Annotated in this window: 9 protein-coding genes, 1 rRNA gene and 1 pseudogene; 6 read left to right on the plus strand and 5 right to left on the minus strand. The window is 46.3% G+C overall.

What is annotated here, in order from left to right:
- Positions 1-68: 68 nt before the first annotated feature.
- Together C1X04_RS02380 and xseA are read right to left on the minus strand one after the other, a co-directional pair.
- On the minus strand, positions 69-1,367 hold the full coding sequence (locus C1X04_RS02380; protein WP_137169088.1) for an MFS transporter: 1,299 nt from the start codon (positions 1,365-1,367) through the stop codon (positions 69-71).
- Between the two features lie 271 nt (positions 1,368-1,638).
- Positions 1,639-2,979, minus strand: coding sequence for an exodeoxyribonuclease VII large subunit (xseA, locus tag C1X04_RS02385; protein ID WP_137169089.1), 1,341 nt, complete (start codon positions 2,977-2,979; stop codon positions 1,639-1,641).
- A gap of 93 nt (positions 2,980-3,072) precedes the next feature.
- Between xseA and guaB the strand changes: the two genes are divergently transcribed.
- Complete coding sequence (gene guaB, locus C1X04_RS02390; RefSeq protein ID WP_110575078.1) at positions 3,073-4,539, plus strand: IMP dehydrogenase; 1,467 nt, start codon at positions 3,073-3,075, stop codon at positions 4,537-4,539.
- Positions 4,540-4,667: 128 nt separating this feature from the next.
- Positions 4,668-6,245: a glutamine-hydrolyzing GMP synthase gene (guaA, locus tag C1X04_RS02395; RefSeq protein ID WP_110575080.1), complete on the plus strand. Its 1,578-nt coding sequence runs from the start codon at positions 4,668-4,670 to the stop codon at positions 6,243-6,245.
- A 73-nt stretch (positions 6,246-6,318) separates the two neighbouring features.
- On the opposite strand, the gene C1X04_RS02400 is transcribed toward guaA, so the two are convergent.
- On the minus strand, positions 6,319-7,431 hold the full coding sequence (locus tag C1X04_RS02400) for an NAD(P)/FAD-dependent oxidoreductase (RefSeq protein ID WP_137169090.1): 1,113 nt from the start codon (positions 7,429-7,431) through the stop codon (positions 6,319-6,321).
- A gap of 102 nt (positions 7,432-7,533) precedes the next feature.
- Between C1X04_RS02400 and C1X04_RS02405 the strand changes: the two genes are divergently transcribed.
- Both C1X04_RS02405 and C1X04_RS02410 read left to right on the plus strand, forming a co-directional pair.
- Positions 7,534-8,427 (plus strand): LysR family transcriptional regulator, encoded by an 894-nt coding sequence (locus C1X04_RS02405; RefSeq protein ID WP_137169091.1) that lies wholly within the window; start codon positions 7,534-7,536, stop codon positions 8,425-8,427.
- A 65-nt stretch (positions 8,428-8,492) separates the two neighbouring features.
- Positions 8,493-8,645, plus strand: a pseudogene (locus C1X04_RS02410) (IS3 family transposase); the annotation flags it as partial.
- Here the strand turns inward: C1X04_RS02410 and C1X04_RS02415 are convergent.
- Together C1X04_RS02415 and C1X04_RS02420 are read right to left on the minus strand one after the other, a co-directional pair.
- On the minus strand, positions 8,629-9,606 hold the full coding sequence (locus tag C1X04_RS02415; protein WP_217494990.1) for a nucleoside hydrolase: 978 nt from the start codon (positions 9,604-9,606) through the stop codon (positions 8,629-8,631). The pseudogene C1X04_RS02410 and the gene C1X04_RS02415 overlap by 17 nt on opposite strands.
- A 368-nt stretch (positions 9,607-9,974) precedes the next feature.
- Positions 9,975-11,072, minus strand: coding sequence for an NADH:flavin oxidoreductase/NADH oxidase (locus C1X04_RS02420; RefSeq protein ID WP_137169093.1), 1,098 nt, complete (start codon positions 11,070-11,072; stop codon positions 9,975-9,977).
- A gap of 422 nt (positions 11,073-11,494) precedes the next feature.
- Here C1X04_RS02420 and sfsA point away from each other — a divergent pair, with 422 nt between their 5' ends.
- Complete coding sequence (gene sfsA, locus C1X04_RS02425) at positions 11,495-12,208, plus strand: DNA/RNA nuclease SfsA (RefSeq protein ID WP_137169094.1); 714 nt, start codon at positions 11,495-11,497, stop codon at positions 12,206-12,208.
- A gap of 437 nt (positions 12,209-12,645) precedes the next feature.
- Positions 12,646-14,183 (plus strand): 16S ribosomal RNA (locus tag C1X04_RS02430).
- Positions 14,184-14,307: the final 124 nt, after the last annotated feature.

Here is a 14,307-nt window from a genome sequence, read left to right on the forward strand (position 1 = left end):
AAATCCAAATGTAAGGCAAAAAAAACGCCACGTTAACGTGGCGTTAAAAAGCAATGTGCGTCAGATCTCTAGTTGATCTTGAAGTGTTTACGTATGCCATACAGAGCAAGTAGGCTGACGAAACTGGTTAATAATAAGTAATAGCTTGGTGCCAGTTGGTCACCTGTTGCGCTGATAGACCAGACAAGTAAGAAAGGCGTGAAGCTGCCAAAAAGAGTCGTACTGATGTTGTAGCTCAACGCCATGCCTGTTGCTCTGACTCGTGTAGGGAACATTTCCGACATCAAGGCTGGTAGGCCACCAAAATACATGGATTTCAGCACACTTAGCCAAAAAAGAACGCAGGCAAGCATGATTAATGTTGGGTGATTAGACAGTATGAAAAATGCTGGCCAAACTGTTATGAAGAAGAGTATGCCTGCCGCAATCATAAGGCGAGTGCGTCCAATACGATCGGATAAAATGCCAACGAAAGGTGTGAGGAACATAAGCACGGTGTAGCTAATAAGGGTGCCGCCGTAACCGATGGAGTTGCTTAAGCCAAGGTATTTTGTGGCATAAGTCGGCATGAAAATAATGGAGTAAGTGACTGAGGTCGACAGTATCATGGCACCGATATTAAATAGAATGCCCAATTTGTTATTCGCAAACAATTCTATTAATGGCACTTTCTCTTCTTTTGATGTGGTGAATTCACCCGCTTCTTCAATATGTCGACGAATGTATAAACCAACCGGGCCGATTAGTAGGCCAAAGAAGAAGGGAATGCGCCAGCCCCAGCTTTCCAGTTGATCAGTGGTTAACGTAGTCGTTAGTAGTAGACCAAATCCTGCACCTAATAAGCCGCTAAGCCCTTGGCTGGCAAACATAAAGCTGGATATAAAGCCTTTGCGTTCAGGGTAATGTTCGACCAGCATGGCTGTTGCACTACCAAACTCTCCCCCCGCCGAGAAGCCTTGTAGAAGTCGAGCAAACAAAATGCCTAATGGTGCAAGTAGTCCAATAGTTTCATAGGTTGGCATTACTGCAATTAAAAAGGTTCCGGCCATCATTAGCCAGATTGTTAGTAACATGGCTGCTTTACGACCTATCTTGTCCGCGTAGCTACCAATAACGATCGCGCCAATTGGGCGAATAAGGTAAGACATGGCGAAAGTGAAAAGCGCCAGCATGAGTGACAAGGTTTCGTTGTCAGTAGGAAAGAATAGCTTTGAAATAGTACGAGCAAAAAATGCGTAGACGATTAGATCGAACCATTCCAATGCGTTGCCAACGGAAGAGGCAACAATGAGTTTTAATAATTTTTTGTCTGTTGGCTTGTGGGTGGTTGAGGCCTGTCCGCTCCCGACGTGGTAAGTGTCCGACATTTATGTCACTCCATTATAATATTTTATATATTGCTAGTTAGTCTTCAATCGATACTAGGGAATGAAAAGTGTTTGCACAATTATTCATTTATTAAAACTTCTTTGCTTTTATTAGAAACCTAGAGTGTCCATTTTGGGGCATTAGAAAAGGCGGTAAGCGTCTTTATCTGCCTATTTCGGATGTTTATTTTCATTGTGTATTTTGCCAAAGATAGCAGCGGTACGATAAGCGAGCGCACTAGAAAACGTACGCTCGCTTAATAGTGCGGCTCTAATGCTCTGTTACATCGCAGGCAATGGTGCCGTCTTGAACCCTGACGGAAATAGCGTCTCCTTTTTTAACATCCTTAACGGAACGAATTACTTGTTCGTCTTTAGAAGCAATGGCGTAGCCTCTGGCTAAGGTGTTGAGCGGGCTAACGAGGTTGAGCTTGTCGATAATACGAGCAAAGGCGGTTTGTTTGTTGGTGAGGGTGTTGCTTAATGCGCGAGCAAGTCGAGCGTCTATGTCTTTGAGCTTTTGTCTGTCTTGATCAATGCGACGAATGGGGCTGTTTCGTTCCAGTCGATGCGCCAAATTCGCAGTTTGGGTTTGTTGCTCTAATACTTTGCGTTGCATGCTGTGTTGCAAACGGCGTTTTAGTTGATCAAGCTGGTTTTGTTGTTGCTCAATGCGTTCTTTTGGGTGACGAATGCGCTTGATCATAAAGTCGAGCTGTTGCTGGCTTTGCTCGAGAATGCGCGACATGCGTCGAACCAGTTGCTTTTCTTGCTGCTCGATTTGACGAATCAGCTGATTGCGATCAGGGCTCAAAAGCTCCGCGGCCGCCGTTGGTGTGGCGGCGCGAACATCAGCGACAAAGTCCGCAATGGTGAAATCTGTCTCATGGCCCACCGCTGACACAATCGGCGTTTGGGCGGCAAAAATAGCGTGTGCCAAGGCTTCGTCATTGAAGCTCCATAAATCTTCCAGTGAACCACCACCGCGACCTAGAATAATGGCATCAAAGTGCCCGCTTCCATCGGCCCGCTGTAGTTGTCTTAAAATGTTTTTAGACGCGTCTTGACCTTGCACTAGAGAGGGCAGAATGGTGAGTTCGGTTAACGGGAAACGCCTGCGAAAGGCGATGATCATATCGCGAACCGCGGCACCGACCGGTGAGGTGATGATCGCAACACGTTCTGGTTTGGTCGGTAGTGGTTTTTTGTGTTCTGCAGCAAACAGGCCTTGAGCTTGTAAATTGTTTTTTAGTCGCTCAAATGCTTGTTGCAGCGCACCTTCGCCTGCTGATTCCATGCTTTCGACACTAAGCTGACAATCGCCCCTTGGGCCATAAAAAGTGACGCGGGCACGCAGACGAACCATGTCGCCATCTTTGGGTTTGAAGCGAACCGCCGCATTCTTACCTTTAAACATGGCGCAGCGAATTTGGGCTCTGTCGTCTTTGAGAGAAAAGTACCAATGACCCGAGCCAGGTTTGGCCAAATTAGAGATTTCGCCTTCGACTAAAATCCACGGCAAGCTGGCTTCAAGTAGTTGTTGTATCTGTCTATTTAGCTGCGATACGGTAAAAGCAGTTTCTTGTGACGCAGAAGTTGTAAAATTTTTCATCAATCTCTCGTGGTTTTGATTTACCCAATGCAACTAAAGGAGTAGAATTACTTGCCATCTTAACACCCTTGTTGGCATTGGAAACTCCCCATTATGTTACGAATTATTCAAGAAGCTTTAACGTTTGACGACGTACTGCTTGTCCCCGGCTATTCCGAAGTTCTTCCTAAGGATGTTAGCCTCAAAACGAAAATCACTAAAGACATTGAGCTAAATATTCCGCTTACGTCTTCAGCGATGGATACGGTTACCGAACATCGCATGGCGATTGCTTTGGCTCAAGAAGGTGGCATTGGCATTGTGCACAAAAACTTGACCATTGAAGAGCAAGCACGTGAAGTGCGCCGTGTGAAAAAGTTCGAAAGTGGCATCGTTCGTGATCTTGTTACTATTAACCCTGACGCTAGCGTTCAAGACCTTATGGATTTGACTGCGGCGAATAGCATCTCAAGTGTGCCTGTTGTTGAAGGTACTGACTTGGTTGGTATTGTAACAAGCCGTGATGTGCGCTTTGTAAAAGACTTCGATAAAAAAGTCTCTGACATTATGACACCAAAAGATCGTCTTGTGACGGCGCTTGAAGGTGCTTCATCTGGTTCTATCCGCAAATTGCTACATGAAAATCGCATTGAGAAAGTGCTGATTGTTAATGAGCAGTTTGAATTGCGCGGTATGGTCACAGTGACTGACTTTAATAAAGCCACGACGTTCCCAAATGCATGTAAAGATGAGCATGGTCGTTTGCGTGTTGGTGCGGCTGTTGGTACTGGTGCAGATACAGGCGATCGAGTGAAAGCTTTGTCTGATGCTGGCGTTGATATCATTGTTGTTGATACGGCGCATGGCCATTCCAAAGGCGTTATTGATCGCGTTCGTTGGGTAAAAGAAAACTTCCCTCACATCCAAGTTATTGGCGGTAATATCGCAACAGCTGAAGCGGCAATTGCGCTAGCTGATGCCGGTGCGGATGGTGTGAAAGTGGGTATTGGCCCTGGTTCTATCTGTACAACGCGTATCGTTTCTGGTGTGGGTGTTCCTCAAATCAGTGCGGTGGCGAATGTTGCTGAAGTAATGAATCCACGTGGTATTCCTGTTATCGCTGATGGCGGCGTACGTTTTTCTGGTGATATCAGTAAAGCGATTGCAGCTGGCGCGAGCGTTATCATGGTTGGTGGTTTGCTTGCTGGTACTGATGAAGCACCAGGTGAAGTTGTCTTGTTTCAAGGTCGTGCTTATAAAGCCTACCGAGGCATGGGTTCATTGGGTGCAATGTCCCAAGCGCAAGGCTCTAGTGACCGTTACTTCCAAGACTCAAGCAGTGTTGAGAAATTGGTTCCAGAAGGCATTGAAGGCCGTGTACCTTCTAAAGGCCCAATGGTGGCAGTGGTTCATCAACTTATGGGTGGGGTTCGCTCTTCCATGGGTTACACAGGCTCGGCTGATATTGAAACCATGCGTACCAAAACGCAGTTTTCTAAAATTACCGGTGCAGGTATGCGTGAAAGCCACGTCCATGATGTGACTATCACTCAAGAGGCACCAAATTATCACGTCGGTTAAGGCGGGATAAGTTGAAACCGAGATGGGGCGTTTAAGACGCCCCATCTTTATTTACTGCTCTTACTATTTTATTGATTACTTCTACGATAAGCCTGGTTCTTTGAGTAGAGTGAAAGGAATGGCTAATAATGTCGCAAGATATCCACGCTCATAAAATTCTTATTCTTGATTTCGGTTCTCAGTACACTCAGCTGATTGCACGTCGCGTTCGTGAAATCGGTGTTTACTGTGAAGTTCGTGCTTTCGATATGGAAGATCAAGAAGTTATCGACTTCGATCCAAAAGGCATCATCCTTGCTGGTGGTCCTGAATCCGTTCCAGAGCCTGGATCTCCTCGTGCGCCAGAAGCTGTATTTACATTGGGCGTGCCGGTATTTGGTATTTGTTACGGTATGCAAACCATGGCAGAGCAGTTGGGCGGTAAAGTTCAAGGTTCTGAAATTCGTGAGTTTGGTTATGCTCAAATTCGTAAGCATGAAGGCCCAGCCTTGTTCGATGAGATTCAAGATCACATTGCAAACAATGGCGTTGCTTTGCTTGACGTTTGGATGAGTCACGGCGACAAAGTTATTGAAATGCCAGAAGATTTTACCTTGATGGCGTCAACTGACAGCTGCCCAATTGCGGCGATGGCGAACGAAGCGAAGAAATTTTACGGTGTACAATTTCACCCAGAAGTAACGCATACGTTACAAGGTGGCCGTATTCTGTCTCGCTTTATTGTTGATATTTGTGGTTGTGATACCTTGTGGACTCCTGCCAACATCGCGCAAGACGCTATTGAGCGTATGCAAGAACAAGTGGGCAACAAGAAAGTCCTTCTTGCTCTTTCCGGTGGTGTAGATTCCTCTGTTGTGGCGGCATTGCTTCACAAAGCCATCGGCGACCAACTGACTTGCGTATTCGTAGACAACGGCTTGCTTCGTCTGAACGAAGGCGACCAAGTGATGAAAATGTTCGCTGACAACATGGGCGTTAATGTCATCCGTGTTGATGCTGAAGACCTATTCCTAGGTAAGCTACACGGTGAATCGGACCCAGAAAAGAAACGTAAGATCATCGGTAACACCTTCATCGAAGTGTTCGACCAAGAAGCGGCGACACTGACAGAAGTTGAATTCCTTGCACAAGGTACGATCTACCCAGACGTTATCGAATCTGCTGCCTCTAAGACAGGTAAAGCGCACGTTATCAAATCTCACCACAACGTGGGCGGTCTTCCAGAAGACATGAAGATGCAGCTGGTTGAACCACTTCGCGAACTGTTCAAAGACGAAGTGCGTAAACTGGGTCTAGAGCTAGGTCTTCCTTACGACATGGTTTACCGTCACCCATTCCCAGGACCAGGTCTAGGTGTTCGTATCCTTGGCGAAGTGAAGAAAGAGTATGCCGACATCCTACGTCGTGCAGACGCTATTTTCATCGAAGAGCTACGCAACGCGGGCTGGTACGAAAAAACAAGCCAGGCTTTCGCTGTATTCCTACCAGTTAAATCTGTTGGCGTAGTAGGCGATGGCCGCCGTTACGAATACGTGGTTGCGCTACGTGCCGTAGAAACCATCGACTTCATGACAGCGCGTTGGGCACACCTACCGTACGAACTGCTAGAAAAAGTGTCTGGTCGCATTATCAACGAGATCGAACACATCTCCCGCGTGACTTACGACGTATCATCTAAACCACCGGCTACCATCGAGTGGGAATAATTTAGTTAAGTAACATCTGACTGAATCAATAGAAATGCTAAAAACCCGCCTTGTCGAAGCGGGTTTTTTGTTTCTAGTGATTACTACCCAGCCCTTCCATATAGAGTTTACTCAGTTGCTCAGTAGAAATTCTCTGTACGGTTTGTGTTGTGGGTGACGGTTGCTGAAATATCTGGTGGGCAACTTGTCGGCCAATAAGTTGCGCGCTTGAGGCTTTGTGAATACGGGTGTTGTAGAACTGTGAAAGCAGGCTATCGAGTGGTTGGTGTTGTTTAAGTAGTAGGGACAAATGCCAGGCGTCTTCAAGGGCTTGGCTGGCACCTTGGCCGGATGTGGGCAGAGGTGCGTGGGCGGCATCGCCGATGATCACTAGGTTGTCTCTATGCCAGTGGGGAAGTGGATCAAGATCGTGCACAAAGAGGCGTTTTACGCTGTTGGGATCATAATTTTCAAGTACGTGTTGAACCTTGTCAGGCCAATGTTGAAAGCGTTGGTGCATTTCGTCAAACCAGCTTTTTAAGGTCTTGGATTCATCCATGTCACACGGCCATGCGGCGGCCCAGTAGCCTTCCTTTTGTGTGACGGGGACGATGCCAAAGCGTTCGCCGTTGTCGCGGTATTCGTGGATGCTTTGATCGTACTCCATTGCACACAGACCAATGATGTTGATAAAGCCCTGATACGTCGGTTGTATTGTGTTGCCGTACAGATATTGACGAGCAGGCGAGTGCATTCGTCCATCGGCACCTACCACCAGATCGAATTGTTGCTGTAATCGAGGTATGTCTTGGCTTGTTAAGGCTTGGTTGAAGATGACGGTAGCGTTGAGCGGTTGCAGTGCGTCTGCCAGCAGTTGGATGAGATCGCGACGAAATAGATTGATGGTGGGAAATCCACAGACAGCGTTTAAGACTGAAATATCAAATTCGTTTTGCTGCTCACCTTGGCGGTTAAATTGGCGCATGTAACTGGGTCGTCCGCCTGTTTTGAGCACCTTATCCATTAATCCCAGTTGTTGAATGACAAAATTGGCATTGGGCCACAGGGTCACGCCAGCACCGATTGAGGAGAAGTGTTTGCCTCGTTCGTATAGGGTGACTTTAATGCCTTGTTTTCTGGCAAAAATAGCTAAGGCTAATCCGGCGACGCCAGCCCCAATAATGGCCATATTTTTAACGTTGTTCATCTTGATTGTCTCCCTTGTTAATGATGAGACGATTATTTCAAGTCAAAGTAATGGGATAAATGTGCTATTTTGGGTTTGTTTATCCCGTTTGGTGAAATAATTGTGCTGGAAAATATTGAATTACAGTGGTTGCTGAGCTTTCAGAAAGTTTATGAACAGTTGAGTTTTAAGTCTGCGGCGGAGTTACGGCAGATGCCTAAGTCGAATGTGAGTCGCCATGTTGCATTGCTGGAGCAGGCGCTGAATGTTCGCTTGCTCGAACGTACCACAAGGAAAATGATCGCTACCGAAGCGGGGGAGCGGTTGTACCATAATGTAACGCCCCTGCTTATGGCGATGGGGGATGTGCTGCAAGAAATCCATCAAGATGGGGAGACCATTTCTGGGCATTTAAAAATCATCACGCCTGATTTGCCTTTTATGGCGGAAGCGGTGGCAGCGTTTTGTCACCAACACCCTAAGGTTCAGCTCAGCTGCGATACGCAACTGAATCCTGAAGAGGGTTTGCTCGAAGGCTTTGATGTGGTGATACGCTTTGGTCGAGGCCTCATGGAAGATTCCGGTTGGGTGGCGAGAGAGCTGATACGTTGGCCAAGCTGTGTGGTGGTGTCTCCTAGTTTATTGAAACAACATACGAAACCTAATTCCATTGCGCAGCTGAGTTCGCTCCCTTGTATCACCAGTTTGTCGGTATTGCAGGGCATGCCTTGGCGGTTTAAGAATGCTGGGGCTGTTAATGTGTCCTCTTGTTATAAGGTGAATAGTGGGCAAATGGCTAAAGCTGCGGCGGTGAAAGGATTAGGTTTTGCCATATTGCCTTGGGAAGCTTGTCGCGCAGAATTAGAAGAAGGTACGCTGATTAAAATCGAGTTGTCAGAAGATGAACCAGACGATTTGGTCTTGTATGCGCTGTATTCTGGGCGTCATTACCCATTGGTAAAAGTGACAGCTTTTCTCGATTATATTCAGTTAGTGATCCAGCGTTATTACTCTTAAGCTCCTCAGTAAAAGTAAGAGAGGCCTGTTCACTAACGAGAAAAAGTGAAGAGAGTGCAGATGGGCTGATGGAAGCAATCAAAGCGTACATAAAGTATTACAGCAATGATCGAATTAGGCGGAAACTAAAAGGCCTGAGTCCGATAGCGTATCGAAATCAGGCCTTGAAAGCCGCTTGGAACAGAGTCCAACTTTATGGTGTTATTTCTTTTCGTTAAACAGAGCTAGCTTGCTGAAAAAGTCTTCCAGTGTGAAACGAGCGTCAGCGCTGTTGTAAACACGAATTTCACGAGGTTTTTTAGGGTTCTCTAAGTAGTCCAGAGTCTCTGTGTCTAACAATGGTGCTGGCTGCATAGTATAGTCATACACTTCTGTTGCAAGCAGTAGCGAAATAGAAGGATTGTCTCCTAGTACCCATACTTCACTTTTTGGCCAGGATGTATCCTCCAGTTGCTTGCTCGCAAAGTCATTAAATTCAATCATTTGTTTCCATAGGTATTCACCGATTGCACCCTGTGGTTTTACTTTATGTTGCAGTTCAGCCATGGAAGTACGCATTGTCATGTATACGTTGTGAGGAATTTGCCACAAGGGGATTTCTGAATTAAATACAATTTTCGCAGCAGTAGGGTCGTTGTACATATTATATTCCCAACCACCGGCTGGATATGGTGAACCACCAATCCACAGAACGGTTATTTTGTCGGCGATAGATGGATCTGCCTGGTACGCAAGAGCAACGTCAGTAATTGGTCCCATTACTAATACGTAAAGAGGCAAGTCGCTTTTCTTGTTTGCTTCATCGACAATCATTTGTGCGGCAGCACTAACGTCCTGCTTCGGTTGAGTTTTCAGCGCTTGTTGCGAACCTAGGGCAACAGGAACTTTCATGTCCATGTATTTAAGGACGCGCTGTATCTCTTCATAACTTTTTGTCGATGTCTCTGATGCGTCAATGCCAAAATAAGGCGCCGTACGAGAGTACTGGGCACTTAATAATCCTTCTACTTTAAAACTAGGTGTTAGTAAGGCGTGTACAATGGCAAAGTCGTCATCTGCTTCATTTTTTGCATCAGCACTAATCAATATTCGAACTTGTTTTTTCTCTAATACGACAAAAGCATATTGCTCGTTTGCGGCATAGCCCATTGATGTAAAAGCAACAGTAACGACAGTCACAATAGAGTTTATTATTTTTTCATAAAATAGACCTTATTAATCAAGTAAATGAGAAACACTACACTTTAGCTTGAATGCCAAATGCAAGCTGTGTCATTTTATCGTTATCGAATCTACTAGTCTGTCACTTCGTTATCTCTTTAATCGATATATGAAGCGTAGGAACAAAATTCTGGGCGAGACTTTAACATGCTGGTGGCAGTTTTTCAGGGATGAGAAACGCCATTGTTAATCAGATTTTTTGTCTTTGACGTTGTCTGATGTTCTGGGTTGATCAGGGTGGTCTAATCCAATAAATGCTTGGTTTTACCTGTCCCCGATTTCCGTAAGAATGGCACCAGTACTAAACGTATGAGCCTGTTTAATCGTTACGGTTGAACAAGTGTACCTTTCGAGCCATGTGGTTCAGAACGCAAATACTGAGGTGGAGCCTGAACCTGAGCGTCGAGTGCAACAGCTGCTTGCCATGGCCAATGGGGGTTGAAAAGTACAGCGCGACCTAATGCAACAAAATCGGCATCCCCTTGCTTCAGTACATCTTCAGCCTGCTGTGGCTCGGTGATTAAGCCTACGCCAATTACCGGGATCGAAACTTGTTCACGAATATCACGGGCGAACGGTAGCTGATAACCGGGTTTTACGTCGATGGATTGCAATGGCGAAAGCCCGCCACTGGAAATATGCAGATAGTCACACCCCAGCTGTTCCAGTTGCTGACTAAATACGATCGATTGTTCGACATCCCAGCCGCCGTCAACCCAGTCAGTGGCAGAGAGACGAACGCCTACCGGAATGGAAGAAGGTACGGCCTCGCGCACAGCTTCAAATACTTCAAGTGGGAAGCGTAAGCGATTTTCCAGTGAACCACCATATTGGTCCTGTCTCTGGTTGCTGAGTGGCGAAAGAAATTGGTGAAGCAGATAGCCGTGTGCAGCATGAATTTCTATTAGTTCAATCCCAACACGTACCGAACGAAGTGCGCTGTCAACAAACGCTTGTTTGATACGCTCAAGACCTGCTAAATCGAGTGACGCTGGCGCCTCGTCTTGCTCATTGAAGCTCAGCTCGGAAGGCGCAACCGTTTGCCAGCCACCTTCACTCTCCGTCAATTTGTGTCCTCCCTGCCATGGCACATGACAAGAAGCCTTGCGTCCTGCGTGTCCAAGCTGGATCCCTATACGAATAGGGGACCAAGCACGAACATCAGACAAAACACTGTGTAATGCCGCTTCTGTCGCATCATCCCACAGTCCTAAATCTCCCGCTGAAATACGGCCAATCGCTTCAACCGCAGTGGCTTCCAAAATCAGTAACCCCGCGCCAGATGTTGCCAGCGAACCATAGTGCATACGGTGCCAAGAACCAGCGTGTCCAGATTCGGCGGAGTATTGACACATTGGCGCGATAACTAGGCGGTTTGTAAGGTCGAGTTCCCCGATTTTTGTGGTACTAAATAATTGACTCATTTTTACCTCTAAATGTTGTTCTCGGCAGAGCGCCAACGGAATACCTTAGCCAAATTGTTGTAGATAAGGTGTATGTATAGGAAGTGCATGTTTCTCAAAAACGAATAGGGTTTCACATACATTCTTGCAGGGCGCTCATTGTTGATAATGAATAGCTACCGAGTCGGTAGACACAAGTTATTCTTTTTCCATACTTTACAGGCGACAATTGGTTATTGGAACCATGCCTATGCTTTACGCTGTAGAACATCTTAATATATTCAATATTGAAAGAAATGCGTGAACTGATCGCAATTAGCGTAACCTTTGGGGCTTCATTGATAACCTTAATACATTATATAGTCTCATGAAACGGCCCTCTTTATTATGAGGAGGCCGTTTTTTGTTTGTGTGGAATCTAGAAAAAGTTTTGGAGTCGTAGCTTGAAATTTCCAACGCCCTTAATAGAAGGGAAATTACTCAAACGTTATAAGCGCTTTTTGTCTGATATTGAATTGCCGAGTGGTGAGGTAGTGGTTGCTCATTGTCCCAATACTGGATCGATGAAACGCTGCCAACAAGATGGTGCTCGTGTGTGGCTGTCTGAAAGTGACAATCCAAAGCGTAAGCTTGCTTATACGTGGGAATTGGTAGAAGTCGACGAACAATATCTAGCCTGTATCAACACAGGTTATCCAAACAAGTTGGTTGGCGAAGCAATTGCCAATGGCGTAGTGAAAGAGCTTTCAGGTTATTCCGAACAAAAAGCCGAAGTAAAGTATGGTGAGAAAAGTCGTATTGATTGGCTGCTTTCAGGTAGCGATGGCCGTAAGTGTTATGTCGAAGTGAAAAACGTTACCTTATTAGAAGACGATGGATTTGGGTACTTTCCGGATGCGGTGACGGATCGTGGGCGTAAGCATTTATATGAACTAGCTAAGATGGTTGAAGAGGGTCATCGTGCAGTGATGTTTTTTTGTGTGAGTCACACAGGGATAAATTCTGTTACGCCTGCTGTTCATATTGATAAAAAGTATGCACAGGCTTTTATTGAAGTAGTGGGCAAAGGAGTAGAAGTTGTTGCTTACCAAGTGGCAATCGACCCCCAAGAGATGAAAGTGGTACGTTCGGTCCCCGTAATAATGCCTGAATTGTGAGATTAATGGGCTTATATGGGTAATTTTTGGTTATTTTATAACCAGTAAAGTGCTTTTGGGATGGCTTCATGAACAAATGCGCTTTTATTTAAAATAAATTGAAAGAAAATGCTAAAAAAGGGTTGCACAAAATCTGTAGATCCTTAATATACGCCCTCGCTGACACGGACAAGGCTTCAGAGCAACGAAGACCAAGTTCAACTAACTAAATACGATTTTGTTAGCCATTCAAGTCAGTACGCTCTTTAAAATAGATAATCAGATAATTTGTGTGGGCGCTCGCTGGAGGCTTCAGAAGATCCTTTTAGGATCAAAAAAATTGAAGTCTTGCGAAACGTCTAACACGTCAATTCGCTTTATGTTGTTTTGTTGTTCTTCGGGACGATGAAATGATTAAGTTATTGTTAGTGTAATAGATTTTGAGTAAGCAAACTTTTTAACTGAAGAGTTTGATCATGGCTCAGATTGAACGCTGGCGGCAGGCTTAACACATGCAAGTCGAGCGGTAACAGGGGAGCTTGCTCCTGCTGACGAGCGGCGGACGGGTGAGTAACGCGTAGGAATCTGCCTAGTAGAGGGGGACAACATGTGGAAACGCATGCTAATACCGCATACGCCCTGAGGGGGAAAGGAGGGGACTTTTCGGAGCCTTCCGCTATTAGATGAGCCTGCGTGAGATTAGCTAGTTGGTAGGGTAAAGGCCTACCAAGGCGACGATCTCTAACTGGTCTGAGAGGATGACCAGTCACACTGGGACTGAGACACGGCCCAGACTCCTACGGGAGGCAGCAGTGGGGAATATTGGACAATGGGCGGAAGCCTGATCCAGCCATGCCGCGTGTGTGAAGAAGGCCTTAGGGTTGTAAAGCACTTTCAGGAGTGAGGAAGGGCGTTTGGTTAATACCCAAGCGTTTTGACGTTAGCTCCAGAAGAAGCACCGGCTAACTCTGTGCCAGCAGCCGCGGTAATACAGAGGGTGCAAGCGTTAATCGGAATTACTGGGCGTAAAGCGCGCGTAGGTGGTTTGTTAAGTCGGATGTGAAATCCCAGGGCTCAACCTTGGAATGGCACCCGATACTGGCAGGCTAGAGTACGGTAGAGGGGTGTGGAATTTCCTGTGTAGCGGTGAAATGCGTAGATATAGGAAGGAACATCAGTGGCGAAGGCGACACCCTGGACTGATACTGACACTGAGGTGCGAAAGCGTGGGGAGCAAACAGGATTAGATACCCTGGTAGTCCACGCCGTAAACGATGTCTACTAGCCGTTGGGTTGTAATGACTTAGTGGCGCAGCTAACGCAATAAGTAGACCGCCTGGGGAGTACGGCCGCAAGGTTAAAACTCAAATGAATTGACGGGGGCCCGCACAAGCGGTGGAGCATGTGGTTTAATTCGAAGCAACGCGAAGAACCTTACCTACTCTTGACATCCAGTGAACTTAGCAGAGATGCTTTGGTGCCTTCGGGAACACTGAGACAGGTGCTGCATGGCTGTCGTCAGCTCGTGTTGTGAAATGTTGGGTTAAGTCCCGTAACGAGCGCAACCCTTATCCTTATTTGCCAGCACTTCGGGTGGGAACTTTAAGGAGACTGCCGGTGACAAACCGGAGGAAGGTGGGGACGACGTCAAGTCATCATGGCCCTTACGAGTAGGGCTACACACGTGCTACAATGGCGTATACAGAGGGCTGCGAACTTGCGAGAGTAAGCGAATCCCAGAAAGTACGTCGTAGTCCGGATTGGAGTCTGCAACTCGACTCCATGAAGTCGGAATCGCTAGTAATCGTGAATCAGAATGTCACGGTGAATACGTTCCCGGGCCTTGTACACACCGCCCGTCACACCATGGGAGTTGATTGCTCCAGAAGTAGCTAGCTTAACCTTCGGGATGGCGGTTACCACGGAGTGGTCAATGACTGGGGTGAAGTCGTAACAAGGTAGCCCTAGGGGAACCTGGGGCTGGATCACCTCCTTAAACGATAGAAACCTCTGGTGAGCGTTCACACAAATTATCTGATGTCTAATTTATGAGAAGCACAGAAGTGTTTTAATCTGTTGTTCTGTTGGTTAGAGCGTACCCCCTTATTTTGGTAAAGAGT

This window comes from Marinomonas sp. FW-1, from assembly GCF_005222245.1.
GTDB lineage: Bacteria > Pseudomonadota > Gammaproteobacteria > Pseudomonadales > Marinomonadaceae > Marinomonas > Marinomonas alcarazii.